Genomic DNA, 26387 nt, shown 5'->3' on the forward strand with positions numbered 1-26387 from the left:
CTCCTGCTATAGTTATCAGTTATCAGTCTACCAACCGTTGACTATTCATATTCTGGGACAACGTTCTTCTAAGCAAGATTTTAAGGTCTTGGGGTCAAATAAAATCGGTAAAAAGTGAATGCTGTTGATTTCTTTAAAGTAAAACAAAATGGGAACTCTATCCCAAAAAATCCGCCAGTTTTGCCATTCTCGGTAAGGAAAACGCCGAATTAACTTTTCACCCCGGTAAAGATCAAAATCAGTAGCAGTAAATTGAAATCGCAAGGTTACAGCTTGCAACATTAAAAATAATCCTAGCAGTGCGATCGCTCCTCCAACCCAAGGTTGCAACAGCAGTAGGGGAATAGAACCAAGCACCAACACAATAGGGATATTGTAACTTGGCTTGAGTTCCACCGTAGATAGGGCGTTAGGTACTGATGAAGTAGTCATAATTTTAGTTGGAGGGAACAGGGAACAGGGAACAGGGAACAGGGGAGAAAATTTTAGATTTTAGATTTTAGATTTTAGATTGGATCTGAAAGAACAATTCAAAATCCAAAATCCAAAATCCAAAATCCAAAATCGAATCACAGTCCAGGAGTGAATCCTCCACCTGTTCCTTGAAACATTAACCATGATAGAAAAAAGTTGCTAATAAAAATAATCAGCAGGGCGGTAACAACGGCAGTTGTGGTTGATTGTCCCACACCTTTCGCTCCTCCTGTGGTGGTTAAACCCCAACTGCAACCAATAATAGCAATTAAAACGCCAAAGCAGCCTGCTTTAATCATGGCGCTAACGATGTCCCAAATATCCAAGAAGTTACGGGCTGAGTCTAAAAATACTGTATCTGAGAGGTTGTAAATATTGATGGCAACTATTAGTCCCCCACCCATGCCAGTAACTAAGGATAACAAGGTTAAGATAGGCAGCATTAATAAACAAGCCAGGATACGAGGAATAACTAAATAATCAATGGGGTCTGTTTTTAACATCAACAGGGCATCTATTTGTTCTGTAACCCGCATTGTGCCAATTTCAGCGGCAAATGCAGAACCAACTCGCCCAGCTAAAATCACTGCTGTTAGCACTGGTGTCAGTTCTCTGGTTAAGGCTACTGCTAATACTCCCCCAACTAAGTTTCCTGCGCCAAAGTTGATAAACTCCCGTGCTACCTGTATTGTAAATACTGCACCTACAAAAACGGCCGTCAATAAGGCGATAAACAGGGAATCTGGACCGACGGCGGCTAGTTGTTCTAAGGTATTACGGCGATGGATTTTGCCTTTCATCAGGTGAACTATCACTTGTCCACCTAAAAAAATCGCTGCTAGTAATCGCTTGGTCCATGCACCTAAACCGGATTTGGATATAGTCTGGCTCAATGTTTTCTATCTAACTCAGTGAATGCTTTAAGAATAGCGAAAGTTATTGGTTTTTTGTGAGGGAATAGGGAATAGGTAATTGGTGATATAATTTTGGATTTTGGATTGTATTTCATGAACTCCAATCTAAAATCTAAAATCTAAAATCTAAAATTTTCTTCCCAATCCCCAATCCCCAAACATTAACTTAGTTTAAAGATTCTCTCAGAAAATTAAGCTGCTTCTTTTGCTTGATTAAATATATTACGACGTTGTTAAACGCCAAAAATCTTGATATATCAGGTATTTTCCCCTTTGGAAGCCATCAACATAGCCTCATCACTTGAGGGTTATATTAACTTTTCTTTTAATGAAAACTTAAGATTTTTGACAAATTAACTTTTCAGGAGCGATAGCACGTATTGTAGAAATTAACGTACTGCTTCTTGGCTATCATTCACCTTACTCTTGGAGATTGCCTGATTATGAATCTTTTTACCAACTTTCTCCGATCTTTCTTGCTTACTACTGTTTTCAGTTTTATTGCTCCGATATTCTTGGTGGGCGGTATATTAATCTGTTTATGCCTTTTTGGCTTTGTCCCCGGTTTGCAAGGACTAACTGAAGAAGTACCCGCTCAGATTTTGCATTTTCTGGCTACTTTTGGTACTGGTAGTCCTATCAATGGCTTATTTGTTATCAGTCTTACTTTCGGTTTTGTGGGTGGGCTTTTTGATATCTATGCTTATTATCGGTATCAAATACTGCGTATTGATTCCTAAGTAACTCAGAAAGTTAGATAACGTCTCTCTTTGATTTAATGACAATTAACAACTAAATTAACTTTCTTATAAACAAATCTGCTGCTATCCCTGACTTTAACTATTTTTTGGCATAGCTCAGTTATTGCTGTGATTTTTTGTAAGTAAGCTTTTTTAGTCATTAGTCGCTTGTGACTAATAACTCTGCATTATGCTGTTAAATTGTGCTGTAAAAAAATATAGATGTATGAGCAACTGTATAATTGCTGTACTGTTACCAACTTAGATTGTGTTTTGGAAATGGTGATTTTTGACAATCACGCAACAAACCAGTACAGAGTTTGGTTGAGAATGGAACATTTAAAGAAATATTCCTTTATTAAGAAATATAGCAAACAACACTATAAACCAAATCTAAAAATTTCCTTAAAATTTAAATAGCTTCATACTTGCTGGTTTAATCTTCTGAAAAGAGTCGAAGAGGTCATCTGACCGCTGGACAATTTATATTAAATCTATTAACTGATTAGATTACTCATGATCTGGCCGTTTAAACCCAAGTTTCGTAAACAAATTGCTCGGATTGAAATAACTGGTGCGATCGCCAGTGCTACCCGCAAACGAGTGTTAGAAGCCCTAAAAACAGTAGAAGAGAAAAAATTTCCCGCTTTACTGCTGCGTATTGATAGCCCTGGGGGTACTGTAGGAGATTCCCAAGAAATATACAGCGCCTTGAAGCGATTGAGCAAAAAAACCAAAATCGTAGCGAGTTTTGGCAATATATCGGCTTCTGGAGGCGTTTATATTGGCATGGGAGCGGAACACATTATGGCTAACCCAGGCACAATTACAGGTAGTATCGGCGTGATTTTACGGGGAAACAACTTAGAACGTCTGTTAGAAAAAGTAGGTGTTTCCTTTAAGGTGATCAAGTCTGGACCTTATAAAGATATATTATCTTTTGACAGGGAACTGACAGAACCAGAAGAAAACATCCTGCAAGAATTGATAGATGTCAGCTATCAGCAGTTTGTAGAGACAGTAGCACAGGCTCGTTCCTTGGAGGTAGAAACAGTTAAAAATTTCGCTGATGGGCGCATTTTCACCGGAGAACAAGCCTTAGAATTAGGGGTTGTAGACCGTTTGGGAACAGAAGAAGATGCACGACGCTGGACAGCGGAATTAGTCGGACTTGATCCAGAAAAAACTCCTTGTTATACGCTAGAAGAACGTAAACCATTATTGAGTCGAGTTCTACCAGGTAGTAGTCAGTCGAAATCACAAATTGCGGCTGGAATTGATTGGCTGGAATTTGAAATGTCTACAAGTGGTTTACCCTTGTGGTTATATAGACCGTAGATTAATTGTCAATAGTCACTAGTTACCAGTCTGTGTACTGATGACTAATGACTAGTGACTAATAACTCATGACTAATTCAGGAGGACTTTGGAAGTGGAATGGCAAATGCGGGCAATTCGTGGTGCAACAACCGTTGCCGAAAATAGCGTAGAAGCAATTACAGAAGCGGTGACAGAATTAATTAATGAACTGGAACGACGGAATAAACTAGAACCAACAGAAATTTTAAGTGTTACTTTTTCTGTCACCCGTGACTTAGATGCTATTTTTCCAGCAGCGATCGCCCGCCGTCGTCCTTTATGGGATAGTGTAGCTATGTTGGATGTCCAACAAATGCACGTCGAAGGCAGTTTACAGCGTTGCATCCGCTTTTTAATTCACGCCTATTTGCCAACTTCCGCCCCCGTTCACCACATTTATTTGCGTCAAGCGGCTAAATTGCGTCCAGATTGGGGTTTACCGCAAACTTTACAAACTTCTCAGCACCCGCTAGAAACTAAAGTTTAAAATATAGCAGAATTTAGGAGTCAGGAGTCAGGAGATCAAGGAGTCAGGAGTCAGGAGATCAAGGAGTTAGGAGTCAGGAGTAAAACTCACTTGATATCACAACAGACAAGTCGCTTAGGACATAACTTGATGATCAAACCTACACACCCAAAGACTTTTCACACTGTCACCTGTCACCTGTTTCCTGTAACTTGCCATATATGAATAATTTAACAATCAAAATTGAAAAGTTATTAGATACTGATTTTGAGGAACTGATCAAAGTTAGTCGAGAAATTTGGTGTAGTCACTATCCTGGAGTTATCAGTATTGAACAAATAGAGTATATGTTAGATAAAATGTATGCTCTTGAAATAATTGAAAAAGAAATTTATCAGCTAGGAATATTTTACGATAAAGTCGTTAAAGATAATCAAATAGTTGGTTATTTATCTTATGGTGCGGAAGTAAAAGATAATCTTAATCATATTAATTGTTTGAAATTACATAAATGTTATTTATTACCTGCGCTGCATGGGTTTGGTTATGGAAAAATGATGTTATCTCATGTTTGTCAAAAAGCGAAAGAAATGAATTTGCAGAAAATCATACTCAATGTTAATAAAAGTAATGTAAAAGGAATTACAGCTTATACTCGATTTGGCTTTAAGATTATTGAGAGTAAGGTAATAGATTTTGGTGGTGGTTTTGTCATGGATGATTATATTATGGGTTATGATATTTAAGAGATAGGAAATAACCAATAATTCAGAGAATGTTTTTATCAAATACAACTATTGGGCGCATTGTCTATCCTCATGCACCAAATCATCTATAAATGATTCACGTTCATCTTCTGACATAGTAAGCTGTTACACAGCTAAATTGTATAATCCTAATATTCTGAACTCTTGTGTAACAGGCAAGATGCCTGTTCCACTTATACAAATTAAATGCACAACAGCTTATCCCAATTTAAACCTCGTTCAGTACATAAGTTACGGAGTTGGTTTTCAGCATACTCCATCCGCAACTCACGCTTATTTTCACTATCCTTAGCTAGTTCTAACAATACTACCCGTTTACTTTCTGGGGGTAGCTGTTTAACTAATTCAATTACCTGTTGATCGATTAATGTCAGATTTGGCATAATCATTACCTCCTTTTATATTTTACACAAATAAAGTGGTTTGTAGTTATATTTTAGTATGGTGTGTTAGTGACAGTGTAACGCAACGAAAATAAATGATGTGTAATTATGGAGATGGTTTTTTAATCACCATAGTACCAGCTAAGATATCATGTAAAGAACGATGCTTTTCATGAAAGAGGACAAAAATTAAATCTAGTAAACCAAAAGTAAATAAAGTCAACAAGAGTTTAACTATAAATCTCCAAGTAGCACGCCAAAAAGAAATCTGACTACCCTTTGTATTAGTAACAACTATTTGAAATATTCTTTTTCCAAAAGTTGATTGTTTACCAGAACTTTCAAATAATACAAAATAAAGCCAATTAAAGATGATAGAACCACCCAAAAATATAGTTGCTGCAAGTTTTAAACAAATATCATAGTATCCACAGGTGTGACCTATAATATATGCTACTTGGTATAGAATAAAACCAATCAAAATAGAAATTACTAAATCAATGACAGAAGATATAATGCGCCTCCAAAATGGATATGTATAAGAAGTTGCTACTTGATTAACTGCTCCAGATGTAGATGCTACGGTTTGAACATTAGCAACAGAATTAGAAGATTGACTAGAAGAATTAGAGGTTTGAAATGCCGGTGAAGAAGTGTCAAAATCGGATAATTTTTGCAAAATCTCCTGTGTATCTTGCGGACGATTTCCTGGAAACGGAGATATTAAATAATCAATTAAATATAACAACTTTTGGGAAATACCTGTGACATCATCTTGCCAAATTAGCTTTCCATTTCGTGCATCTTCATGAAAATTATCAGGAGATTTACCAGTTAACAAATAAACAAAAGTTCGCCCCAAAGCAAAAAAATCTGACTGCGGTACAGCTTTACCATTTACTTGTTCCAATGGTGTATAACCTGCGGAAATAATTCCTGTAACTTGCTGTCCTGCGACTTTCTGCATGAAAGTTTGTGTAACTTCCCGTGCTGTCCCAAAATCAATTAATACTAACTGCCCATTGGGGCGTAACATAATATTAGGTGGCTTAATATCTCGATGAAAATAATTTTGTTGATGGACTTGTTGTAAAATTTCAACTATCTGTTTCAACCATCTTACAGCAGCACGTTCACCGATGGGTTGATGGTTACGTTGAATCATGTATTGTTCTAAGTTCATTCCCTCAATTTTTTCCATCACCAAACAATGCAGGGGTTCTTTAGCATCTCTAGGAAAATAAATAAAGTAACCATCTGATTCAACTTTAGGAATACCGGGATGGTTGAGTCGTTTTAACACTTCCGCTTCTTGCTGAAATAGTTCCACCGCTTTAGGAACTGTATTAAACAGAACCTTGAGAACTTTCTTTGCACCAGAGTCTTCCACTTCATAGGTTTTACCGAAACCACCACCACCCAAAGGACGAATGACTCGATAACACCCCTCTAAAAGTAACTCAGAACCACAAGCTTGACAAAATAAGGGTTGTTTGGGGTTTTGTGGTTTGGGACAGCTAGGATTGATACAGTAGCTCATGCACTGCTACAGGATAGGTTTTTGATACTTACCAATTATAAGCATATAGCAATCCTATCTGATGTGTAAACTATTATTTCAATTCCTATAATATTTCCAACTTCGTCATAGTCTAAAATGATTCCTGGTTTTTCTTCATCACTTTCTTCAATTTCTGCATTACTAAAGATAATCCTTAAAACGTCAACTTCTGAGTCATAAGTAATTTTCATGATTCGCTCCAGTATTTCTCAATTTTGCTAGTTCTGTAAGAAGCTTCTAAGCTATCATTAATCTCTTTAGTAGCTATTTTCTGTTAGTTTCTGCTTATTGAGTTGGGCGGAAATAATTCATAAAAGTTTATTAATGCTCTCGATAAACATTGTAAATTTGGATTTTAATTTAAGATTACTTTTTACCACCCATAAAAATAAATATACTGTAGCGACTATGCCAAAACGCATACTTGTAGAAGTAAATAGTTGGTTTAAGAGAGATAGAATTGTCCGTAATTTAGAACTTTTTCAAGATGTTATTGTTATTTCTCTTTGCGTAGGTTTATTTTGTGTGATGCTCATCAGATTAGGAGATATGTTTATCTCCTTTTTGCATCCATTAGATTTGCGGGAAGTAACATCTGATATTTTGTTTATCTTGATACTTGTGGAATTATTTAGGCTTTTGGTTGATTATTTGCAAGAACATAGTATTTCTGTAGGTGCTGCCGTAGAAATTACTATTGTTTCTGCGTTAAGAGAAATTATTTTACGTGGTGTGTTAGAAATTCCCCGTGACCAAATTTTTGGAATTTCTGTATTTTTGTTGGTACTAGCAGGAATTTTTATTGCTAGTCCTTGGATAAATAAGTTATTTGGAAACGTCAACATTAGTGAAAAAATGAGTGAAGATTAAGGATTTTATTGACTTTAAAAGTGAAGATCAAGGATGTCATTTACTTTAAATAATTAGGGCGGGCAAGATGCCCACCCCACAAGATTTGATTGAGAAATACAGGAATTTAATTTCAGCGATAGGTAAGTATTCAGCCCTCAGTAATCAGCTATTATCTGGGATTTATAAGCCCCCTCAAAATACTGAAAAATTAGCCTGAAAAGGAGTTTTAGCTGACTGCTGATAGCTGAATGCTTACAACAATAATTAAGGCAGAATAAACCCATACTTTCTAAATACAGCTTTAGCTTTATCACTAGCTAAAAACTGAGAAAAATTCTTAGCTGTATCAACGTTTTTACTGCGTTTGAGTATGGCTAAGGGATAAATAATTGGAGAATGATATTTTTCGTCAGCCGCAACGACAACTTTGACTTTATTAGAAATTTTGGCATCAGTAGAATACACTAAACCCGCATCAGCATTGCCACTTTCTACAAATGATAAAACTTGACGCACATTGTTAGCAAAAACCAGTTTTGATTTGATATGATCCCAAATTTTCAATTTCTGTAATACTTGTTGTGCATATTGCCCTGCGGGTACGCTTCTAGGTTCACCAATAGCTACTTTTTTGACTCTTGTATCTTTGAGATTGTAAAAACTACTAATACCAGAAATATTACCTGGTACAACTAAAACTAGGCGATTTTTAGCAATGATGGTACGACTACCAGGAAGTAAAAGATTTTTTTGTTCTAAAGCATCTACCTGTCTTTTTGCCGCAGATATAAAAACATCCACTGGCGCACCTTGTTCTATTTGTTGCTGTAAAGCACCAGAGCTACCAAAGTTGTAAGTAATGTTGATGTTGGGGTTGGTTTGTTGGTATAGGGGCTTAATTTCTTCTAGAGCCTCTTGTAAACTTGCAGCGGCAGATACCAGTAAGTTGGTATTAGACTGTGCTACTACAGGGGCGGAAGTAAGGGTTGGTATACCAATTGCTATCAGCATTGTGGTTAATGCTATAGCAATTAGTATCATTAATCGTCTTCTTTTCACGGAAAAAAGTGTTTTTGAGAAATTTTCTTTCATAATAATTGACACTCCGTGGAGTATTGGCAATGCTACCAAATTTTTACCATCTAAGTTGGTAGATATTGACATATCTCCAGTGAGGAAAAATGTATGTTTAAATACGATTTGTATGGTTTTTGATTGCTGACTTAAATATTAATTATAAAATCCAGTAATTTTTATTACTGAAATAAACATAAATTACCCAGAAAAACATCAGGTGTTTATTCCCAAAACCCTATATACTAGACTAGAATTTCATAGATTTGAGATTTTTGTTAATTGCGATACCATAAACTACTAATTTTTCGATGAAATACGAGATAGTTTTTTAGATTTGGGAGTAGAAACTAAATCCAGTATCATCAAAAAATCTAAAATTCCGGTATGGTGTGAAAATCAACAGAGGAGTGAAATAATGGATTTACGCCAAGATGCCTTGCAAATCCTCAAAGAAACCAGTAGAACTTTTTATATACCCATCAGTATTTTACCGTCAGGATTGCAAGAAGCTGTGGCCTCAGCATATTTGTGTATGCGTGCCATTGATGAAATTGAAGATCATCCAGAATTAGATAATGCTACCAAAGCGCATCTGTTACGCAACATTAGCCAAACATTGCAAACTGGGGTTGATGGTTTTGCGGTAGATGCTTTTGCTGTAGGATTCAAAGGTTACGAAAATTCCTTAGCAGAAGTGAGTCTACGGGTGAGAGAATGGTCAATACTAGCACCTGAAAGTATTGCCCCTCGCATTTGGGATGCAACAGCAGCAATGGCTGATAGGATGGCTTATTGGGCAGAAAGAAATTGGAAAATTGAAACTGAATCTGATTTAGATCGTTACACATTTGGGGTGGCAGGTGCGGTGGGCTTGTTACTCTCAGATTTATGGTCATGGTACGATGGCACAGAAACTAACCGTACTCAGGCGATCGCTTTTGGTAGAGGTTTACAAGCTGTAAATATTTTACGTAATAATGCTGAAGATTTAACCCGTGGTGTAGACTTTTTCCCAGAAGGTTGGCATCACGAACATCTACAAAAATATGCTCGTCGTAATCTGTCCTTAGCTGATAGTTATACTAACTCTCTCCCGCCAGGACCTGCTTTGCAGTTCTGTCAAATTCCTTTGGCTTTAGCTCACGGTACACTGGAGGCGTTAGCCAATGGTAAAGAAAAACTCAGCCGTAGTGATGTTTATGCTTTGATTGAAAATTTCATTGATGTCAATGTCATAGCTGGTTAAATTGGCAGCATCCCAATTTTGAAAAAATAACCGCCGCTACACCAAAAACTCTCTGAAACCCTCTTACCTTTGTGTACTTTGTGTCCTTTGCGGTTCAATCAAAAAAAATAAACTTACACATTTGGGATGCTCCCGTTAAATTTAATCAACTTTTCATCAATTGATAATTGACAATTCTCAATTGTCAATTATTAAATAACACTTCCCGCACCAAAGCAGCCAACTTATCAGCACTATCGGGAGTTGCGATCGCTTTTGCTTTCTCTCCCATCTTGGCTAAATCTGCTGGAGATTGCAACAAATCTAAAACCTGCTTTTGCAAAATTTCTGGTGTCAACTCAGACTGCTGAAAACTCAACGCCGCACCAACTTCAGTAAACACCGCTGCATTAAAAGACTGATGATCTTCCGCTGCAAAAGGATAAGGAATTAAAATTGCTGGTGTACCACACACCGCCAACTCGGTTAAACTCCCCGCACCAGAACGACTAATAGCTAAATTAGCCCGTCGTAACAAAGCCGCCATATTATCGTAAAAGGGTAATGATATATACTGGGGATGTTGTAAACTATCCGCCTCTGGATCGCGATCGCCTGTTAAATGTACAATATAAGCACCAGCATCAAACCAAGCCGGAGCAGACTGGCGCACCAACTGATTCACCGCTACCGCACCTTGACTACCGCCAAAAACCACAATTAAAGGCGCACCATCAGGGATAGGTAAATCTAAATTTTCTGCAATTTCCTGAGCCAAAAATTGCGATCGCACAGGAGTACCCACACAGACAGTTTTAACACCAGGCGAATACTTAGCAGCCACATCAAAACCCACAGCCACCGCACTGCACCAAGGTCCAAAAAATCGTGTCACCTTACCAGGTAAAGCATTAGATTCATGAAAAACCACAGGTAAACCCAAAGAACGAGCCGCAATCACCGCAGGACCAGCAATATAACCGCCAGTAGTAAATAATCCGTGGAAATTTCCTTGTTTAAGAATGCGTCTCACCTGCAAAATTCCACCAATGAGTTTAAACAGGATACCCACAGAGGCAAGACTTAAACCTTGTTGAAACCCTTCCACAGCAATGGTATGCAAAGGATATTGGCTAGGTACAAGCTGAGTTTCCAGTCTATTGGGGACACCAAGCCATTCAATTTCATATTCTTGTAATTTATCAGCTAATGCGATCGCCGGAAACAAATGTCCACCAGTCCCACTAGCAGCTATGAGTAATTTTAACCGTGCGTTTGGCATTGAAACCTATATTTCCTAAAACCATCGAAATATATCATGGTTATGCAATTAATTTACTCGAAGTCATCCGAATTAACAAAACTGCAAAAACCTTGATTAGTTAGCATAGTGATAGCTGTCACCACTACTGACAACCATTTAACAATGAAACCGCCTTCCTTTTAACATATCCATTACAATCAAGGTAGCGCCAAACATTTTACTTTATGCGGTTGTTGATAAATACAGCAGATTACATCTCCATGAGGTACAGAATCTCAGTTGCAACCTAGACATAAATAGAGTTTTACTCCTGACTCCTGACTCCTGTAAGGGCGAAGCATTCGGAAGATAACCTTTTCATAAAATTGATAATTTATCGCCTGAATGCTTCGCCCCTACTTCGCCCCTAAGACTCCTGACTCCTGCTGTAAATTCCTGACCTTCTGTGAGTAAATCAGTAAACTATAATCAATGACTAATATTATTGCTTTATTAATGAACCACAACAAAACATTAACTGGCAGTATTTCCCTGTTGTCCTGCCTACTGACACTGAATTTAACTAGTAATGGGCAAATTGCTCAAGCTGCTCAACCGGAAAATGCACCCCCAGCACTAAAAAACCTCCTCACACAAATTGACACAGCCTCTAGTCGGGGTGATATTAAAGGCGTAATGCAATTTTACAGCCCCAAATTCACTCATGGCGATGGATTAAACCGCCAAACAATGGAACAAGCTTTAAAATCTTTCTGGCAGCGATATCCTCAACTACGATACAGCACTAGACTAAAATCTTGGAAATCAGAAGGCAAAACCATCATTGCAGAAACAGTCACCACAATCACAGGTTTACCATCTTCTAACCGTAATAATCTAGCTCTCAATGCTACCATTACATCCCGTCAGCGCATTGCAGGTACAGAAATCCTGCACCAAGAGATTTTATCCGAACGCTCCCAGCTTACCTCCGGCAACAAACCACCCCAAGTAGAAATTAAATTACCACAACAGGTAAAAGTTGGTCAGAAATATAGCTTTGATGCTATTGTCCAAGAACCATTAGGTAATGATTTCCTATTGGGAAGTGCTATGGAAGAAACCATCCAACCCAGCAAATATCTCAACCCCACACCAGTAAATTTAGAATTACTCTCTGCTGGAGGACTATTTAAAACCGGAACTGCACCATCTACCCCTGGACAACAATGGATTTCTGCGGTCATCCTGCGTAATGATGGCATGACAATGATTACTCAGCGTCTCAAAGTTGTGAAAAAATAGGATTGGTGATTGGGGAAGAGGTGATTGGTGATTGGGGAGAATAAGATACTGCTTCTTGCCTTCTGCCTTCGTTAAGACAATTTTGCCCTTCACCTTTCTCCATTGACTTAAGTCAACAACAAGTCCAAAATCCTATTTAATAAGATATTTTTCTGGTCAAAATTTGTTTGATTAAAGTAGTTAAAAAAACAAAATGCAAGTACTAGAGACTAGAGAAAAATCAAAAGGATTACCGATTCGTTATTTAAGACATGACCAAGCTTAAACTATTACCGTCCATCAGGATTCCATTTTTCCAGAGCTATGTATTCGTTCTGCACCAAATCTAAAGGTTGGATGACACCAGTAGAACTGGAAACTTTAAACCAATAAACCGGACTGGTAGTTTTATCTGGATGATTTTCAAACACTCTCACTATATAAAAAGGTCTATCGGTAGTAGGAGAACTTTCAACAAGTGCGGACAAACGAATACTGCCTTTAGAAAGACTTTCAATCTCTTTGGCTTTGCGTTGTACTTGTGGCAGATTCCAGACAGAATTGAAGGCTGTTTGTTTGTCTATTGTGATAATGTGAGCAGTAACTTTGACAACGGCTGGTTTTTTTGCTTTTGCTGACTCTAAAGATGGTGAATCAAGTACACTTTGGTAATGATAATTGTGATAAAGATTATTGATTGTCAATCCTCCTATCAACCCGGTTATAAATACAGCAATTAAATGGTAATAGGTGTATTTTTTGTCCGGGTAATAGCTGACTTTTTTTTGAGGGTAATAGCTAAATTTTTTCCTATGAAAATAGGCTAATTGACTTTGAGGAGAATAGGTTAATTGTTTTTTCGTATTACCTCTAAGCATAGAGATGCACCTCCGTAATTGTGTAATTTTTATTCCTGTTTAACGATGATACCAGGGGTTGTACCCCCTATGTCTAGTCCTGACAAGAATACAGATTTTGTTGTACGTTGTACTTAGACTGCTGGAATTTACGGCATAAAGTTTTAACCTTTTCTCTAGCTACAGGAGGATAAACCTTGGTGATCCCCACTCATACCATCCTATAGCTAATCTGAAATTTGTGGGTGAAAGTCCTGATACAGACAGCAATGCTCCCCACTGATATCTTCTCCAGTTACGGACTTCAAAGGCAAAAATTTTTTTGTCTCATACCTCTGAATCTATTAAAATCTATGGTGAATTGGGTATAAACTCTAAAAAACAGCTATTACCTGTGACTATGACTAAACAAACCAATATAATGATCGTTTTCGATATTGATGGTGTAATTCGTGATGTTAGCGGTTCTTATCGTCGCGCTTTAGCAGATACTGTAGAGCATTTTACTCATCAAGTCTATCGTCCCACAGATGTAGATATTGATAATCTCAAATCTGAGGGAATTTGGAATAATGATTGGGAAGGTTCTCAAGAATTAATTTACCGTTACTTTGTGAGTCAGGGAAAAAATAGAGAAGAATTAGCATTAAATTATGAAGATATAGTTGTCTATTTTCAATCTCGTTATCGCGGAACAGATCCAGAAAATTGGAATGGTTATATTTGTGATGAACCTTTATTGTTACAAGCTAGTTATTTAGAAGCACTAACACAAGCTGGTATTGATTGGGGATTTTTTAGCGGTGCTACTCGCGGTTCTGCTAACTATATTTTAGAAAGACGTTTGGGTTTAACATCTCCGGTTTTAATTGCGATGGAAGATGCACCTGGTAAACCTGATCCGACGGGACTGTTTGCAACGATAAATTTATTAGAAAATGGTGCTGAGAAAAAGCAAACTGTGATTTATGTGGGTGATACAGTTGCAGATATGCACACTGTGACAAAAGCTAGAAGTTTAGATAATTCCCGCACATGGGTGGGTGTGGGAGTTTTACCACCTCATGTCCAGGGAACGGTAGAACGTAGGGACGCTTATACTGAGACGCTGATGAAAGCAGGTGCAAAGGTAGTATTTAGTAATGTGCAGGAATTGACACCGGAGGAAATTTGGGGGTGGGAAATATTTACAAAGTAGTGTGAAATAGGGTTTTTCAGGTGCGAGAAGCTATGCTAACGCACCTAATGTATTTAAGCTAAAATAAATTCCTCATGCCATTGTTTAGCGACTTTATCCCAACCAAAGGAATCTTTCAAAGATAACGCTTCCTGTCTGAGAGTTTCCTGTTTTTCGGGATTTTTTAATAAGTCTATTACTGCTTCTACAAAAGTATTGTTAGTTTCCTCATTTCCCGCAGGTCCAGGTATTCTAATTCCTGATTTCACAGTTTCATTTAAACCTGCAAAAGTTGTCACCACAGGAACACAACCAGCAGCTTGCGCTTTCCAAGCACTTATACAAAAGGTTTCTGGTGTATGACAAGGATAAACCCAAATACCCGATTGAAATAATTCCTTGATTAGTTGTTGATGTCCAATTCTGTCATGTTCATAAACGTTTTTCTGGTTGAATAATTCCATTATTTTTTTCTTTTTATCTAGTAATTGAGGAAATCTCTGAATATAGGGTGAATTAATTAGTGCATCCACTCCTTGCCAACCATAGAAAAGATGAAGTTCTGCGTCAGGAACTTCTTTTAATACTTTATCCCATTGAGTAAGTAGATGTTCAATTCCTCTTGTATAATCACTAATTGAAATTAATCTTTTAGGATTTCTTGTAATTTCTGTTAAATTGAAATCCTCTAAATTAATACCATTGGTTGTGAAAAATATTTTATCTTCTGGTATCCAATCTGGTAACATTGCTTTATGAAAGTTGGATAGCATAAACAGCTTATCAAAACTTTCGAGAAATGCTGCACGTTGCGATTCTTCAATCTCAGGAAATAATTTCGGGTTATCGTGCATCCATACGGCAGTTTTTTTAGCCTTAATTTTCATTTGCATTGGTTGAGTCCAAGCACGATGACAAATGAAGACATTAAAATTATCTTCTGGGTTGAATTTATCAACAGATTGATAAACTACTCCGTTATATTCTCCTTCCATGTCACCGCATCTGTTAAAGACTGTGACTTGATAACCTAATTTTATTAATTCTTGACTTAAATAAATTATCGCTTCTTCACTTCCTCCTATACCTTTATTAATTGAAATAGGAGACCAATCTTCTAGATGAAAGGGAAAATTGGAATAAATTACTATTGAGTTATTGTCCCAGTCCATATTGTTTGATTTTTCCCAAAAAGATGTTAATAATATAATATTATAAAGTGCAACCAAAAATGTAATTTAGAATTTGGAATTGGCGACATTTAATTAAGTAGAAAATTATTGGTACATGAATTATGCAGGATATGAATAACATCATCGGCAAATTTATTTGCTGTCTGATCACTGATAACAGGATCTACATAAACAAAGCTGAAAAATATCTGATCATTTAATGTGACAACTCCCAACCAAAAACAATCACCACCAAGATGTTGACCTGTAGCAAAATATAAGTCTTTGATTTTTATTTTGTCTTGTTTATATCCAACTTGGAATTTACCTCTATTGGAAATGGAAAAAGCATTGTTTCTTCCCATTTGTTCCTCTTTGCTAATGACAGATTGACCCATCAATTCCCTATCCAAACTGCGAAATCTGTTTTGTTTTAGCAAATTTAATGGTATACCACTAATCAAAGAATTATGTATTTTTGATTTACATTTTCTGGCTAAATCCCAAAAAGATGTATTTTTATCAACTAATTGATTAAATCCTAAGACAGAAATAAAACAACCTAAATTTTGATGATTAATCTCAGGTTGACAATATTTTCTTAAATTTACAGGCAACCCGTAAGCTAAATTTATCTGTTCATTGGGACTTAATAAGTTTGTAAAAGCAAATAACATGGCTGCACAAATAGCACCATGAACAGTGGTTTCCTCTTGTTTACATTTACTAATTAGCATCTTAGTTATATCTTGACTCAGGTTTCGTGGCAAGATTTTACTAAACCGTTCATTTGCAGATGCTTTACCTTCAATAATTAATTGTGGTTTGAGGTTTATTTGTTCATTCACTGAAGTTTTTGTAATTTCTGTTTCTTGAATGAGGTCATAATTAACTAGGTTTTCTATAGCTGGCATTAATTCCAATGATTCTATCTGTGGTATATTTTCACCATCTGCAATTTTTTGAGAATAAAGCAGTAAATCATTAATAAACTGCATACAAGATAGACCATCAACAATTCCATGATGGAATGTGATAATCATTTGACAGGTAGTTTGATTTTCTGGAAAATACAACAGAGTGAGACGACAAAGAGGAGTTTTACCTGGAGGAAATTTTGTATGTAGTTCTTTTTCTGCTATTTTTAATGCTTCGTTTTCATATTGTTGATAGATAACTTGTAAGGGAATTTCTGTTATCCCCTCAGATTGGAAATACATCCCATTTTCAGTTTCTACAATATAAACTTGCAGCATGGCATGACGTTGTTGAACTAATTTAAGTGCTTGTTGAACAATTTCAGGTTTTAACTTTCCTTCTATTTCTGCGATATTTACAATTATTCCACCCCCTAACTCGTGGCTTAGTTCCATCCATTTTTCAACTAAACCCAGTTTTCTAGTGATTGATTTCATAAATTCTTGGAGTTGATTTTTTGTTGTTCAACAAGCACTATGATCAATTAAATTTTCTACTTCAAAACAGGCTTACCAGTAGAAATAGCCTGTTCTACAATATCAACTGCTCGCTTCACTCCACCTGCTTTCTGAATCGCTGCTTGCAACCTCAAAGCATTCTTTTTATAAGATTCTTCCGTGAGGACTTTTGTAATCGCTTTCCGCAAATTATTCACATTCACTTTGTTCACAGGAACAGCTTCCCCACATCCTGACCAAACTATCCGGGAAGCTACTCCTGGTTGATCATTAGCAATGGGAATTGCTACCATTGGTACACCATTTGTTAAACATTCCAATGTAGTATTTAGTCCTGCATGGGTAATGGTGAGATTGGCTTTTTCTAATAGTTGTAACTGTGGTGCATAACGCACTACTAAGGGATTTCCTGGTAGTCCTTGTAAAACTTGAGGATCAGCCGAACCACCCAAGGAAATTACTAATTGGGCATCTAAATCTTTGCAAGCTTCGGCAATAGTTTTAAAAACTGGTAATAGGCGATTTTGCAGAGTTCCCAGTGAGGCATAAATTAAAGGTTGTCCGGTTAATTTATCAAAGGGAAAATCAGGAATTTCCCGACCTGTAGAATTATGATAGGGTCCTGTGAAGTGAAACCACTGGGGTAAATCTTTGCGGGGAAATTCTAATTCTTCTGGTTGTTGACTTATTTGTGCTAATGGAGAATAACGATTATTAACTTGAGAGTATGCAGGTAAATTGTTTTCTTGACGATAGCTATCTATTAATTCTGTAATCGGTTGAGTTGCTTTATTTAATAATTTATAACCTAATTTATTACGCAGTATTCCCCACCATGTTGGGTTATAATTCCAATTTGTTATAAATGGGGGAACGCTGGGTTCTCGATTTAAAACTACTGCACTACAAATAGTAATAAAAGGCATCCGACAAATTTCGGCAATAGTACCACCTTCTGCAAAAGTCTGATCTATTAGTAGTGCTTCTATACCTGCATCTTTGACAATTTTGGGGATGTCTCTGAGTTTGATGTTGATTTGTTCTTTAAAGAGTTTGATTGTGTATTTTAGTGCTTCCTGTCCACTTAATTCACCTAATTTAGCCAAAGCTTCTGCTGTTGAACCTGGGGGACATTCTGTTTCACCCATGACTTGAAATTCTAACCCTGCTGCTTGTGCTTTGGGTTGTGCATCAGGAACACCTATCAGGGTAACACGGTGGCCACGTTGTTGTAATTCTTTGCCTAATGGTAACATGGTGTTCCAATGACCAGTGGATGCTGGGCAAATTAAGCCGTAATGAGTCATGTTATAGTTTTTTGGTAAATTACAATGTTTTATACCAGAAAACAGCACCACAAGTCAAAAATATAGCTATTTTCTATAAAAAATCCTGTTACTAATTTGAAAACTTTATAAAACTTATGTTTAGTGAGCAACAACATCACTATATTAAAAATAATTATTGTCTGTTCAAGAATAAGGATATTTATGAATTATGCCTCTTATTAGTCTCATAGCTGCTATTTCCGAAGATCGTATTTTAGCTGATTCCAAAAAAGAACACATTCGTGGGGGTATTCCTTGGAATATTCCCAGTGATGTACGTTATTTTAAAGAAATTACCTGGCGACATCCTGTAATTATGGGTCGTAAAACCTATGCTACTTTTAATCATCCATTGCCAAATCGTACTAATATTATTGTGACTAGAAATATTGATTATCAAGCTCCTGGCTGTCTTGTTTTTCATTCACTGTCTGAGGCAATTCAATGGACAAAAATGAGTGAAACAGAAGAGATATTTATTGCTGGTGGAGAACAAATTTATACTCAGGCTATGGAATTTGCTAATAAGCTATATTTGACAATTGTGGAAGGGAGTTTTGCGGGTGATATATATTTTCCTGAATTTAGCAACTTTGGCAAATTAACCAAAGAAGAAAAATTACAGGAAAATGGTTTTAGGTTTAAATTTGTGGAAATTGAAAGATGTTAATTTTAGGTAATTTTTGGGGCGATCGCTCTTTTTTTTCCCAGCGATCGCCATCATCATTACTGTACTACTGTAATTTCAAAAATTTACCTAATGCTGCTATCAAACTAGGAGGCCAACGGCGAATATTTGTTACCCAATTAATATCTTTATACCGTGTATCTAGTCCATAAGCTGCTACCCAATTACTTTCAGCTTCTCCTTTGTTACCACCTACCCAATAAGCAGCGGTTAAAGCAGCACGCATATCTGCAAATTTAGGATATTTACGGACTATATTCCGCATTTCTCGGATAGCTGTATTTATTTCACCTGTTTCATACAAAGCTAGGGCATAATTAGCACGAGCAAAAGCAAAATTGGGAGCTATTTCTGTAGCTTTTTGATAGTCGGCGATCGCCTCTTCCCATTTCCCTAAACCTGCTGTGGCATTACCACGATTATTATAGGCCATTGCATCGTTTGGATCTAATTCCAAAACATGATTATAATCAGCGATCGCCTCTTCCCATCTTCCCAAACCTTCCAATGCTGCACCGCGATTTAAATAAGGATCAGTTACATTAGGTGCTAATTCAATGGCTTTGTTATAATCTTCTAGTGCAGCCTGTAATTTATTCTGACTTACCCGCGAATTACCGCGATTACTCCATATTGCAGGATTAGTAGGGAATTTTTCCAGAATTTCTGTCCAATATTTTTCCGCTGTTGTAAAATCACCTTGATTTGTAGCTGCAAAGGCTTTATTTGCTAACTCATCCCCTAATTGTAGCTCTTCTGCGGTAATGGTTTGGGTTTGTGCGATCGCTGGTGTACAAAAACCAAAGGTCAGTAATAAACTCAGGAAAATACAGATTAATTTAATCATTTGAATCCTTAATTATTTACGAGTTGCAATACCTAATTTCACACCTTCTACCTGTCGCACTTTATCCATCACAGCTACCACTTGTCCGTGATTCACAGCTTCATCTGCATTAAGTATTACCATCAAAGGTTGTGATGGTTCTGCTTTTGCTCTCACCTGATCTGCTAACTGCTCTAAACTAACAGCTTCTTTATTCAAAAAAATCTGACCGGTATTATTTATTGTGAGCGTCACCTGTGCAGGATTATCTCTTTTTGCTGTTGCTGCTTGGGGTAAATTTACTGGTAAACCTTCGGATCGGGTAAGATACAAAGTTGACATGATAAAAAATGTCAAAATCGCAAATATCACATCAATCATCGGCACAATATTAATCTGTGCAGGGATATCTGGATCATCTTGTAGGCGCATAGGTTTTTTCTCCTCTTTCGTAGCGACGACGATATAACAGTTCTAACTCTCCACCATATTCTTGAATCAAAGCTATTTGCCGTTGATAAAGTCCCCGGAATGTGTTAGAAAACAAAAGTGTAAAAATTGCCACAATTAAACCTGTAGCAGTAGAAACCAAAGCTTCACTAATACCACCTGTGACATTTGCAGTTTGTGATCCTCCCACATTCCCAATATTCAAAGATGCAAAGGAAGTAATTAAACCCAGTACAGTTCCCAGTAATCCTAACAGAGGTGCAAGGGCAATAATAGTATCAAAAACCGTGTTAAATCTTTTGAGCAAAGGTATTTCTGCCTGAGCTTCACTTTCCAAAGCCAAACGAAACTCTTCTGGGTTTGCCTCTTCTAGTTCCAAAGCTGTCAAAAAGATCCGGGAAATCGGCAAATCTACATTCTTCCTCAATGTATCAATGGTACTAACCACATTATTTTGACGATACAGACTCAATACTTCTCTGACTACTCGGTGCTGACGGTTGCTAATTTTGACCCAAAACCTGACTCTTTCAATAATTAGCCCTACAGCTACAACTGAAGAAAGTAGTAGTGGCCACATCACCACACCACCTGCTATAAACAGATTTTTGATGTCCATGTCCGATTTTCAAGCCTTGGGGTGAAATTTACTGACTAGTTCAGCCAGTATACCTGATCGATGTTCTCCCAGGGGAGTGCCGCAACTTAGACTTTACAACTAAGTTCGCTATCAATCTCCGCCCTATAGAGGTAAGGGGGATTTCGCGGATCTTTTTTCCACAAAATCAGAATATGGTCAATTATTAACCGATTTCAAAGCAAAGATAACTGCTCATTATTAGGTGGTTTAAAGCCCATGTGCTTATAAGCTACTTTTGTCGCCACTCTACCGCGAGGGGTCCGGCTTAAATAGCCAATTTGCATTAAATAGGGTTCATAAACTTCTTCTATGGTTTGGGTGTCTTCTCCTGTCGCTGCGGCTAAAGTCTCTATCCCCACTGGACCACCATTAAAGTTTTCAATGATCACACTTAACATTTTTCTATCTGTCCAATCTAAACCACAAGGATCTACTTGGAATAGTTGCAATGCTTCTGCGGCAATAGGTTGGTCAATTTCTGTAAATGATTTTACTTCCGCGTAATCACGGACTCGCTTTAGTAATCTATTGGCAATTCTTGGTGTTCCCCGTGAACGTTTAGCGATTTCTGTAGCGCCTTCAGCGTTAACAGGAGTTTGTAATAATTCTGCACTGCGGAGGACAATTTGAGTCAGTTCGTCAACTTCGTAAAATCGCAGCTTTTGGATTAAACCAAAGCGATCGCGCAAGGGTGAAGTTAACGCACCGACGCGGGTTGTCGCTCCCACCAAAGTAAATTTAGATAACGGTATACTTCTGATTCTGGCACTCGAACCTTTACCCACAGTAATATCTAAGCGATAATCTTCCATTGCTGGATACAAAATTTCTTCCGTCATCCGGGAAAGCCGATGGATTTCATCAATAAACAGCACATCACCCGGTTTGAGATTTACCAATATACCGACTATATCCCTTGGTCGTTCTAAAGCAGGGGCGCTAGTAATTTTATAATTTACCCCCATTTCCGCAGCTAAAATCATCGCCATTGTGGTTTTACCCAAACCGGGCGGACCATACAGCAACAGGTGATCCATCACTTCACCCCTAGATTTAGCTGCTTTAATGGCAATATCTAATACATCCTTTAAATCTTTCTGCCCAATGTAATCTGCAAAACGTTGGGGGCGAATACTCTCTTCCTGCTTACCTTCTTCCTCAACAGTCGCTTCCGGTTGCAGTATATTTTCCTGGGGAGGCGCTTTTTGGGTAGAAGCTTTAGGCGACTCGCGGCGCTGTTGTGGCTGTCCGTTGGGTTCTGGAGGCTGTTTTTTTGAGGAGATTATGGACATAATTCAGCTATCTTAACTTAGGGACTGGGGATTGGGGATTGGTGACTGGGGACTGGTGACTGGGGACTGGGGACTGGGGACTGGGGACTAGTGACTGGGCATTGGGTTATTAACTTCCCCCTGCTCCCTGCTCCCTGCTCCCCTGACTCCTGCCTCCTGTCACCTAATTCCCCAATTACCTTTACAATTTAAATTCCGAACAATTACCAAAGATAGAAAAATCACTATGTTATCTAAAAGAATTTTACCTTGTTTAGATGTCAAGGCGGGACGAGTTGTTAAAGGAGTTAACTTTGTAGACCTCAAGGACGCGGGTGATCCAGTAGAACTAGCCAAAGTTTATAACGAAGCCGGTGCTGATGAGTTAGTGTTTCTGGATATTACAGCTACTCATGAAGACCGGGATACGATTATTGATGTGGTTTACCGGACTGCTGAACAGGTCTTTATTCCGCTGACTGTGGGGGGAGGAATTCAAACCTTAGAAAATGTTAAAGGTTTGTTACGAGCCGGGGCTGATAAGGTTAGTATTAATTCTGCGGCCGTCCGCAACCCAAATTTGATCAATGAAGCGAGCGATCGCTTTGGTAATCAGTGCATAGTTGTGGCTATTGATGCCCGCAAAAGAGTAGACCCCAATAACCCTGGTTGGGATGTTTACGTGCGTGGTGGTAGGGAAAATACTGGAATAGATGCCTTACGGTGGGCGCAGGAAGTGGAAAAAAGGGGGGCTGGTGAATTGTTGGTGACAAGTATGGATGCAGATGGCACTCAAGCCGGATATGACTTGGAGTTGACGCGAGCGATCGCCGAATCTGTGCAAATTCCCGTTATTGCCTCTGGTGGTGCAGGAAATTGTCAGCATATCCATGACGCTTTAACAGCAGGTCAAGCTGAAGCCGCTTTATTAGCATCTCTTTTACATTATGGACAATTAAGCGTAGCCCAAATTAAAAATTATTTGCAGGAACGATCTGTTCCAGTCCGCTTGCCTTGTTGATCCCAGCCCCAGCAACCAATTCCATCTCTCTTCGGCTAGACACAGTTACCGAAAACAATGTTAATATTAGTTTACTAGTATTAAGAAATATTAAGAAATATGTTGATTCCTATTTTACTTTTTGATGTGGCGCTGGTTGCTTGGTCACTGCACCTGATGGAGAAAGCCTACGAAAACAAAGAATTTTCCCTCATGTTGGCGGGTACATTGGTTGCTCTGGCAGCGGCCGCAATGTTAGTAGTCTACTTTTTAATGGGACACTGTATGAGCTATTTATTAAAAGTTTCCTAAAGGCAGAAAGCAAGTAACAGGTGACAGGTGACAGGTGACACTGAAGAAAGCAGGGGTGCAAGGGTAAAATATTAACTTTTGCCTCTTGCCCTGTGCCTTTTGCTTTCTGTTCCCTGTTCCCTGTTCCCTGCTCTATAGGTAAAATAACTAAAAACGCAATTCTAGAAACATGACCAATCAATCTACTATCCCAGTCATTGTCAACGGTGCTGCTGGCAAAATGGGACGCGAAGTAATCAAAGCAGTAGCCCAAGCACCTGATATGACATTAATGGGCGCTCTCGATACCTCACCAGAACATCAGGGAAAAGACGCAGGAGAATTGGCAGGTTTAAGCGAACCCTTAGAAGTGCCAATAACCAATCAATTAGAGCCAATGTTAGGCTATGTAGCAGGAGAAAGACAGCTACAACCAGGGGTAATGGTAGACTTTACCCATCCAGATGCAGTGTATGATAACGTTCGCAGTGCGATCGCCTATGGTATTCGTCCCGTAGTGGGTACAACCGGTTTAAGTCCCGAACAACTCAAAAACTTAGCCGACTTTGCCGAAAAAGCCAGTACAGGTTGTTTAATTATTCCTAACTTTTCCATCGGTATGGTACTGCTACAACAAGCCGCAGTCACCGCATCCCAATACTTTGATCATGTGGAAATTATCGAACTGCATCACAACCAGAAAGCAGACGCACCAAGCGGTACAGCCATTCAGACAGCGCAGTTATTAGCGGAAATGGGTAAAACTTTTAACCCTCCCCAAGTCACAGAAACGGAAAAAATACCAGGAGCGAGAGGATCTTTAGTTGATGAAGGGATTAGAATTCATAGTGTACGCCTACCTGGACTCATTGCCCATCAAGAAGTAATTTTTGGTGCAGCAGGGCAAATTTACACCCTACGCCATGATACAAGCGATCGCTCCTGTTATATGCCTGGAGTTTTACTAGCAATTCGCAAAATTAACCAGTTAAAATCATTAGTATATGGATTAGAAAAGATTCTGTAAAACAGGAGTCAGGAGTCAGGAGTCAGGAGTCAGGAGTCAGGAGTCAGGAGTCAGGAGCGAAATTACTGTTTAGTCTCATTTCTAGAAATATATTGATATCCTGATCACCCTGTATAGTCCTATATTTGTGAAAATCCAAAATCTAAAATCTAAAATCTAAAAGGGGATGTTTTAGAACTGGAATCAAACAATTATCAATTATCAATTGTCAATTATCAATTAATTAATATGCTTGTTCCACTGACTCGCCAAAAATTTGAACAAATTATTCCTCTTATTGCCAGTGGTTCACAGTATAAATACTACTGGGGAAAATTCAACAACTTTTTACAAAGATTATTAATTTCTGTAGTCACAGTAGTTGTAATTTTCCTGCTAAGGATCTTTTTGAAACTAGATTTTGGTTTGATTTTTGTCTTTGGGGTATTTGGGGCATTTTTTTGGTTATGGTATCCCGTATTTCAAGCTAGTATTCGCAATGCAAAATGTCGGCGTTACAAGTATAGCGGTTTTTTTCGGGGGCGGGTAATAGATTGGTGGATTACAGAAAAATTAATTGGCAAACAAGAAACAGTCAATAACAAAGGCGAGTTAGTAATTATTGAAAATCGCGAAAAAAGAATTAATTTAGAAGTGGGCGACGATACAGGATTTAGTATCGAATTTGATGCCCCATTACGTCCTGCACACAAAGCGATCGCTCGTGGTCAAATCGCAGAAATGGTAGTCATGTCAAATCGCCCAGATTTAAGCATAATCGAGGAATTTAGTAATATCTACATTCCCAGTCGTAATTTATGGGTGAGTGACTATCCCTACGTGCGAGAAGATTTTTTTAATGAAGTTAGTGTTCGCTTACGAGAAAACCAACAAGAAAAACCCCGTCGCCGTCGTCCAGAACCACAAAGATATGGAGATGATTATTAGGAGTCAGGAGTCAGGAGTTATTAATCAATGGACAATTAACAATTGACAATTAACAATTACTTCTGGCTCATTCGTGAGAGGATTGGGAAATAGGAAATTTTTTCTTTTTTTCTCCTTGAAAGGAGAGGTCATAAACCTTGAATGAAACAGTTGTCAATTATCAATTATCAATTATCAATTAATAACTGATTTAACTTACCCCAGTTCTATCTTGACCATAAGCTTGCCAAGCTAAATCAACCAAACCATCAACAATAGCAGATGCTACCACCGCATTACCCTTACGACTGTCAATAGTAATATAAGGTACTAAAGAATCCTGTAAACGTTCTTTATCAGCAGTTACATTAATAAAACCTGCTGGAGTAGCAATAATCAAAGCCGGTCGAATTTCTTCCGCTTCAATTAAATCTACCAATGTAGTGAGGGCAGTTTGAGCTTGACCAACTACAAAAATTCCCTCTGGATAACGCTTGGCTAGAGTTTCAATACCCCAAGCCGAGCGAGTTCTTTCTTTTTGGGGACGGGTTAAAGCCTCCATACTGCAATACACCGGGTTGGCAAAGGTATTTTGAATATCGTAGGCAATACCCACCTGTACCATTGGCACATCTACCACAATGGTAGTACGTGCTGCCAGTGCGGCTGCTCCTGCTTGTAAAGCGTGTTCCGAAAAACGAATCAAAGACTGGTACTCAAAATCAGAGGTGGCGTATATTACTCGCCGGACTATTTCATATTCCGCTGGTGAAAAGACATGATCGCCAATTTCACTATCAATAATTGCCAAGCTTTGAGCATCAGTTACGTGCCATTCCATTGCCGTTAAGCTTCTCACAGATCAGCTTTCAGCTTATCATCACAAGGGAGGGAATTGGTAATTGGTAATTGGTAATTGGTAATTGGTAATTGGTAATTGGTAATTGGTAATTGGTAATTGGTAATTGGTAAT

Annotated in this window: 29 protein-coding genes; 13 read left to right on the forward strand and 16 right to left on the reverse strand. The window is 38.0% G+C overall.

Annotated elements, in window-relative coordinates:
• Positions 1 to 45 precede the first annotated feature (45 nt).
• Together PN497_RS13295 and PN497_RS13300 are read right to left on the reverse strand one after the other, a co-directional pair.
• Positions 46 to 432: a DUF3119 family protein gene (locus tag PN497_RS13295; RefSeq protein ID WP_096567830.1), complete on the reverse strand. Its 387-nt coding sequence runs from the start codon at positions 430 to 432 to the stop codon at positions 46 to 48.
• 137 nt (positions 433 to 569) lie between these two features.
• Positions 570 to 1367: an MlaE family lipid ABC transporter permease subunit gene (locus tag PN497_RS13300; RefSeq protein ID WP_096567828.1), complete on the reverse strand. Its 798-nt coding sequence runs from the start codon at positions 1365 to 1367 to the stop codon at positions 570 to 572.
• Positions 1368 to 1831: 464 nt separating this feature from the next.
• Between PN497_RS13300 and PN497_RS13305 the strand changes: the two genes are divergently transcribed.
• From PN497_RS13305 to PN497_RS13320, 4 genes are all read left to right on the forward strand, one after another.
• Entirely contained in the window at positions 1832 to 2128 is a 297-nt protein-coding gene (locus tag PN497_RS13305; RefSeq protein ID WP_096567826.1) for a hypothetical protein, read from the forward strand.
• Between the two features lie 516 nt (positions 2129 to 2644).
• Complete coding sequence (gene sppA / locus PN497_RS13310) at positions 2645 to 3466, forward strand: signal peptide peptidase SppA (protein WP_096567824.1); 822 nt, start codon at positions 2645 to 2647, stop codon at positions 3464 to 3466.
• 94 nt (positions 3467 to 3560) lie between these two features.
• The gene (aroH, locus tag PN497_RS13315; protein ID WP_096567822.1) at positions 3561 to 3974 is read left to right on the forward strand and encodes a chorismate mutase; all 414 of its coding nucleotides are present in this window, start codon (positions 3561 to 3563) and stop codon (positions 3972 to 3974) included.
• A 200-nt stretch (positions 3975 to 4174) separates the two neighbouring features.
• Complete coding sequence (locus tag PN497_RS13320) at positions 4175 to 4699, forward strand: GNAT family N-acetyltransferase (RefSeq protein ID WP_096567820.1); 525 nt, start codon at positions 4175 to 4177, stop codon at positions 4697 to 4699.
• A 203-nt stretch (positions 4700 to 4902) separates the two neighbouring features.
• On the opposite strand, the gene PN497_RS13325 is transcribed toward PN497_RS13320, so the two are convergent.
• From PN497_RS13325 to PN497_RS13335, 3 genes are all read right to left on the reverse strand, one after another.
• The gene (locus PN497_RS13325; protein WP_272110379.1) at positions 4903 to 5103 is read right to left on the reverse strand and encodes a hypothetical protein; all 201 of its coding nucleotides are present in this window, start codon (positions 5101 to 5103) and stop codon (positions 4903 to 4905) included.
• 106 nt (positions 5104 to 5209) lie between these two features.
• Positions 5210 to 6643, reverse strand: a complete 1434-nt coding sequence (locus PN497_RS13330; protein ID WP_096567818.1) for a protein kinase domain-containing protein — start codon at positions 6641 to 6643, stop codon at positions 5210 to 5212.
• 35 nt (positions 6644 to 6678) lie between these two features.
• The gene (locus tag PN497_RS13335) at positions 6679 to 6855 is read right to left on the reverse strand and encodes a DUF2283 domain-containing protein (RefSeq protein ID WP_096567816.1); all 177 of its coding nucleotides are present in this window, start codon (positions 6853 to 6855) and stop codon (positions 6679 to 6681) included.
• Positions 6856 to 7072: 217 nt separating this feature from the next.
• Between PN497_RS13335 and PN497_RS13340 the strand changes: the two genes are divergently transcribed.
• Positions 7073 to 7534 carry a phosphate-starvation-inducible PsiE family protein gene (locus PN497_RS13340; protein ID WP_096567814.1) on the forward strand — a complete coding sequence of 154 codons (462 nt, stop codon included), beginning with the start codon at positions 7073 to 7075 and terminating at the stop codon, positions 7532 to 7534.
• A gap of 246 nt (positions 7535 to 7780) precedes the next feature.
• Here the strand turns inward: PN497_RS13340 and modA are convergent, their stop codons facing one another.
• Entirely contained in the window at positions 7781 to 8527 is a 747-nt protein-coding gene (gene modA / locus PN497_RS13345; RefSeq protein WP_409349330.1) for a molybdate ABC transporter substrate-binding protein, read from the reverse strand.
• Between the two features lie 481 nt (positions 8528 to 9008).
• On the opposite strand from modA, the gene PN497_RS13350 reads away from it, so the two are divergent.
• Positions 9009 to 9839, forward strand: a complete 831-nt coding sequence (locus PN497_RS13350) for a squalene/phytoene synthase family protein (RefSeq protein WP_096572666.1) — start codon at positions 9009 to 9011, stop codon at positions 9837 to 9839.
• A 184-nt stretch (positions 9840 to 10023) separates the two neighbouring features.
• Here the strand turns inward: PN497_RS13350 and murG are convergent, their stop codons facing one another.
• Positions 10024 to 11100 carry an undecaprenyldiphospho-muramoylpentapeptide beta-N-acetylglucosaminyltransferase gene (gene murG, locus PN497_RS13355; protein ID WP_096567810.1) on the reverse strand — a complete coding sequence of 359 codons (1077 nt, stop codon included), beginning with the start codon at positions 11098 to 11100 and terminating at the stop codon, positions 10024 to 10026.
• 453 nt (positions 11101 to 11553) lie between these two features.
• Between murG and PN497_RS13360 the strand changes: the two genes are divergently transcribed.
• The gene (locus PN497_RS13360) at positions 11554 to 12366 is read left to right on the forward strand and encodes a hypothetical protein (protein ID WP_096567808.1); all 813 of its coding nucleotides are present in this window, start codon (positions 11554 to 11556) and stop codon (positions 12364 to 12366) included.
• Positions 12367 to 12635: 269 nt separating this feature from the next.
• Here the strand turns inward: PN497_RS13360 and PN497_RS13365 are convergent, their stop codons facing one another.
• Positions 12636 to 13223: a hypothetical protein gene (locus PN497_RS13365; RefSeq protein ID WP_272110384.1), complete on the reverse strand. Its 588-nt coding sequence runs from the start codon at positions 13221 to 13223 to the stop codon at positions 12636 to 12638.
• A gap of 379 nt (positions 13224 to 13602) precedes the next feature.
• On the opposite strand from PN497_RS13365, the gene PN497_RS13370 reads away from it, so the two are divergent.
• Positions 13603 to 14400 carry a TIGR01548 family HAD-type hydrolase gene (locus tag PN497_RS13370; protein ID WP_096572664.1) on the forward strand — a complete coding sequence of 266 codons (798 nt, stop codon included), beginning with the start codon at positions 13603 to 13605 and terminating at the stop codon, positions 14398 to 14400.
• Between the two features lie 53 nt (positions 14401 to 14453).
• On the opposite strand, the gene PN497_RS13375 is transcribed toward PN497_RS13370, so the two are convergent.
• From PN497_RS13375 to PN497_RS13385, 3 genes are all read right to left on the reverse strand, one after another.
• Positions 14454 to 15551, reverse strand: coding sequence for a glycosyltransferase family 4 protein (locus PN497_RS13375; protein ID WP_096567806.1), 1098 nt, complete (start codon positions 15549 to 15551; stop codon positions 14454 to 14456).
• A gap of 89 nt (positions 15552 to 15640) precedes the next feature.
• Entirely contained in the window at positions 15641 to 16966 is a 1326-nt protein-coding gene (locus PN497_RS13380; protein ID WP_096567804.1) for a condensation domain-containing protein, read from the reverse strand.
• A 56-nt stretch (positions 16967 to 17022) separates the two neighbouring features.
• Positions 17023 to 18294: a glycosyltransferase gene (locus PN497_RS13385; RefSeq protein WP_096567802.1), complete on the reverse strand. Its 1272-nt coding sequence runs from the start codon at positions 18292 to 18294 to the stop codon at positions 17023 to 17025.
• Positions 18295 to 18484: 190 nt separating this feature from the next.
• Between PN497_RS13385 and PN497_RS13390 the strand changes: the two genes are divergently transcribed.
• Positions 18485 to 18985: a dihydrofolate reductase gene (locus PN497_RS13390; RefSeq protein WP_096567800.1), complete on the forward strand. Its 501-nt coding sequence runs from the start codon at positions 18485 to 18487 to the stop codon at positions 18983 to 18985.
• A 64-nt stretch (positions 18986 to 19049) separates the two neighbouring features.
• Here PN497_RS13390 and PN497_RS13395 read toward each other — a convergent pair whose 3' ends face one another.
• From PN497_RS13395 to ruvB, 4 genes are all read right to left on the reverse strand, one after another.
• Positions 19050 to 19850 (reverse strand): tetratricopeptide repeat protein, encoded by an 801-nt coding sequence (locus PN497_RS13395; RefSeq protein ID WP_096567799.1) that lies wholly within the window; start codon positions 19848 to 19850, stop codon positions 19050 to 19052.
• A gap of 12 nt (positions 19851 to 19862) precedes the next feature.
• Positions 19863 to 20261, reverse strand: a complete 399-nt coding sequence (locus tag PN497_RS13400; RefSeq protein WP_096567797.1) for an ExbD/TolR family protein — start codon at positions 20259 to 20261, stop codon at positions 19863 to 19865.
• Positions 20245 to 20898 carry a MotA/TolQ/ExbB proton channel family protein gene (locus PN497_RS13405; protein ID WP_096567795.1) on the reverse strand — a complete coding sequence of 218 codons (654 nt, stop codon included), beginning with the start codon at positions 20896 to 20898 and terminating at the stop codon, positions 20245 to 20247. The genes PN497_RS13400 and PN497_RS13405 overlap by 17 nt, the downstream gene beginning before the upstream one ends.
• A gap of 194 nt (positions 20899 to 21092) precedes the next feature.
• Positions 21093 to 22211 (reverse strand): Holliday junction branch migration DNA helicase RuvB, encoded by a 1119-nt coding sequence (gene ruvB, locus PN497_RS13410; protein ID WP_096567793.1) that lies wholly within the window; start codon positions 22209 to 22211, stop codon positions 21093 to 21095.
• Positions 22212 to 22437: 226 nt separating this feature from the next.
• Here ruvB and hisF point away from each other — a divergent pair, with 226 nt between their 5' ends.
• The 4 genes from hisF to PN497_RS13430 all read left to right on the forward strand — a co-directional run bounded on the left by hisF (position 22438) and on the right by PN497_RS13430 (position 25435).
• Positions 22438 to 23211 (forward strand): imidazole glycerol phosphate synthase subunit HisF, encoded by a 774-nt coding sequence (gene hisF / locus PN497_RS13415; protein WP_096567791.1) that lies wholly within the window; start codon positions 22438 to 22440, stop codon positions 23209 to 23211.
• A gap of 99 nt (positions 23212 to 23310) precedes the next feature.
• Complete coding sequence (locus PN497_RS13420; protein WP_096567789.1) at positions 23311 to 23502, forward strand: hypothetical protein; 192 nt, start codon at positions 23311 to 23313, stop codon at positions 23500 to 23502.
• Between the two features lie 169 nt (positions 23503 to 23671).
• Positions 23672 to 24508 carry a 4-hydroxy-tetrahydrodipicolinate reductase gene (dapB, locus tag PN497_RS13425; protein ID WP_096567788.1) on the forward strand — a complete coding sequence of 279 codons (837 nt, stop codon included), beginning with the start codon at positions 23672 to 23674 and terminating at the stop codon, positions 24506 to 24508.
• Positions 24509 to 24736: 228 nt separating this feature from the next.
• On the forward strand, positions 24737 to 25435 hold the full coding sequence (locus PN497_RS13430; protein ID WP_096567786.1) for a phosphate ABC transporter permease: 699 nt from the start codon (positions 24737 to 24739) through the stop codon (positions 25433 to 25435).
• Positions 25436 to 25625: 190 nt separating this feature from the next.
• On the opposite strand, the gene PN497_RS13435 is transcribed toward PN497_RS13430, so the two are convergent.
• Positions 25626 to 26255: a precorrin-8X methylmutase gene (locus PN497_RS13435; RefSeq protein WP_096567783.1), complete on the reverse strand. Its 630-nt coding sequence runs from the start codon at positions 26253 to 26255 to the stop codon at positions 25626 to 25628.
• Between the last annotated feature and the right edge of the window lie 132 nt (positions 26256 to 26387).

This window comes from Sphaerospermopsis kisseleviana CS-549 (assembly GCF_028329225.1).
GTDB lineage: Bacteria > Cyanobacteriota > Cyanobacteriia > Cyanobacteriales > Nostocaceae > Sphaerospermopsis > Sphaerospermopsis kisseleviana.

What these genes read in the sequence shown, in the direction of transcription:
- PN497_RS13295 (WP_096567830.1), bottom strand. Translation starts at nt 432, where the DNA reads ATGACTACTTCATCAGTACCTAACGCCCTATCTACGGTGGAACTCAAG.
- PN497_RS13305 (WP_096567826.1), top strand. Translation starts at nt 1,832, where the DNA reads ATGAATCTTTTTACCAACTTTCTCCGATCTTTCTTGCTTACTACTGTT.
- sppA (WP_096567824.1), top strand. Translation starts at nt 2,645, where the DNA reads ATGATCTGGCCGTTTAAACCCAAGTTTCGTAAACAAATTGCTCGGATT.
- PN497_RS13320 (WP_096567820.1), top strand. Translation starts at nt 4,175, where the DNA reads ATGAATAATTTAACAATCAAAATTGAAAAGTTATTAGATACTGATTTT.
- PN497_RS13325 (WP_272110379.1), bottom strand. Translation starts at nt 5,103, where the DNA reads ATGCCAAATCTGACATTAATCGATCAACAGGTAATTGAATTAGTTAAA.
- PN497_RS13330 (WP_096567818.1), bottom strand. Translation starts at nt 6,643, where the DNA reads ATGAGCTACTGTATCAATCCTAGCTGTCCCAAACCACAAAACCCCAAA.
- PN497_RS13335 (WP_096567816.1), bottom strand. Translation starts at nt 6,855, where the DNA reads ATGAAAATTACTTATGACTCAGAAGTTGACGTTTTAAGGATTATCTTT.
- PN497_RS13340 (WP_096567814.1), top strand. Translation starts at nt 7,073, where the DNA reads ATGCCAAAACGCATACTTGTAGAAGTAAATAGTTGGTTTAAGAGAGAT.
- modA (WP_409349330.1), bottom strand. Translation starts at nt 8,527, where the DNA reads ATGCTGATAGCAATTGGTATACCAACCCTTACTTCCGCCCCTGTAGTA.
- PN497_RS13350 (WP_096572666.1), top strand. Translation starts at nt 9,009, where the DNA reads ATGGATTTACGCCAAGATGCCTTGCAAATCCTCAAAGAAACCAGTAGA.
- murG (WP_096567810.1), bottom strand. Translation starts at nt 11,100, where the DNA reads ATGCCAAACGCACGGTTAAAATTACTCATAGCTGCTAGTGGGACTGGT.
- PN497_RS13360 (WP_096567808.1), top strand. Translation starts at nt 11,554, where the DNA reads ATGACTAATATTATTGCTTTATTAATGAACCACAACAAAACATTAACT.
- PN497_RS13365 (WP_272110384.1), bottom strand. Translation starts at nt 13,223, where the DNA reads ATGCTTAGAGGTAATACGAAAAAACAATTAACCTATTCTCCTCAAAGT.
- PN497_RS13370 (WP_096572664.1), top strand. Translation starts at nt 13,603, where the DNA reads ATGACTAAACAAACCAATATAATGATCGTTTTCGATATTGATGGTGTA.
- PN497_RS13375 (WP_096567806.1), bottom strand. Translation starts at nt 15,551, where the DNA reads ATGGACTGGGACAATAACTCAATAGTAATTTATTCCAATTTTCCCTTT.
- PN497_RS13380 (WP_096567804.1), bottom strand. Translation starts at nt 16,966, where the DNA reads ATGAAATCAATCACTAGAAAACTGGGTTTAGTTGAAAAATGGATGGAA.
- PN497_RS13385 (WP_096567802.1), bottom strand. Translation starts at nt 18,294, where the DNA reads ATGACTCATTACGGCTTAATTTGCCCAGCATCCACTGGTCATTGGAAC.
- PN497_RS13390 (WP_096567800.1), top strand. Translation starts at nt 18,485, where the DNA reads ATGCCTCTTATTAGTCTCATAGCTGCTATTTCCGAAGATCGTATTTTA.
- PN497_RS13395 (WP_096567799.1), bottom strand. Translation starts at nt 19,850, where the DNA reads ATGATTAAATTAATCTGTATTTTCCTGAGTTTATTACTGACCTTTGGT.
- PN497_RS13400 (WP_096567797.1), bottom strand. Translation starts at nt 20,261, where the DNA reads ATGCGCCTACAAGATGATCCAGATATCCCTGCACAGATTAATATTGTG.
- PN497_RS13405 (WP_096567795.1), bottom strand. Translation starts at nt 20,898, where the DNA reads ATGGACATCAAAAATCTGTTTATAGCAGGTGGTGTGGTGATGTGGCCA.
- ruvB (WP_096567793.1), bottom strand. Translation starts at nt 22,211, where the DNA reads ATGTCCATAATCTCCTCAAAAAAACAGCCTCCAGAACCCAACGGACAG.
- hisF (WP_096567791.1), top strand. Translation starts at nt 22,438, where the DNA reads ATGTTATCTAAAAGAATTTTACCTTGTTTAGATGTCAAGGCGGGACGA.
- PN497_RS13420 (WP_096567789.1), top strand. Translation starts at nt 23,311, where the DNA reads ATGTTGATTCCTATTTTACTTTTTGATGTGGCGCTGGTTGCTTGGTCA.
- dapB (WP_096567788.1), top strand. Translation starts at nt 23,672, where the DNA reads ATGACCAATCAATCTACTATCCCAGTCATTGTCAACGGTGCTGCTGGC.
- PN497_RS13430 (WP_096567786.1), top strand. Translation starts at nt 24,737, where the DNA reads ATGCTTGTTCCACTGACTCGCCAAAAATTTGAACAAATTATTCCTCTT.
- PN497_RS13435 (WP_096567783.1), bottom strand. Translation starts at nt 26,255, where the DNA reads ATGGAATGGCACGTAACTGATGCTCAAAGCTTGGCAATTATTGATAGT.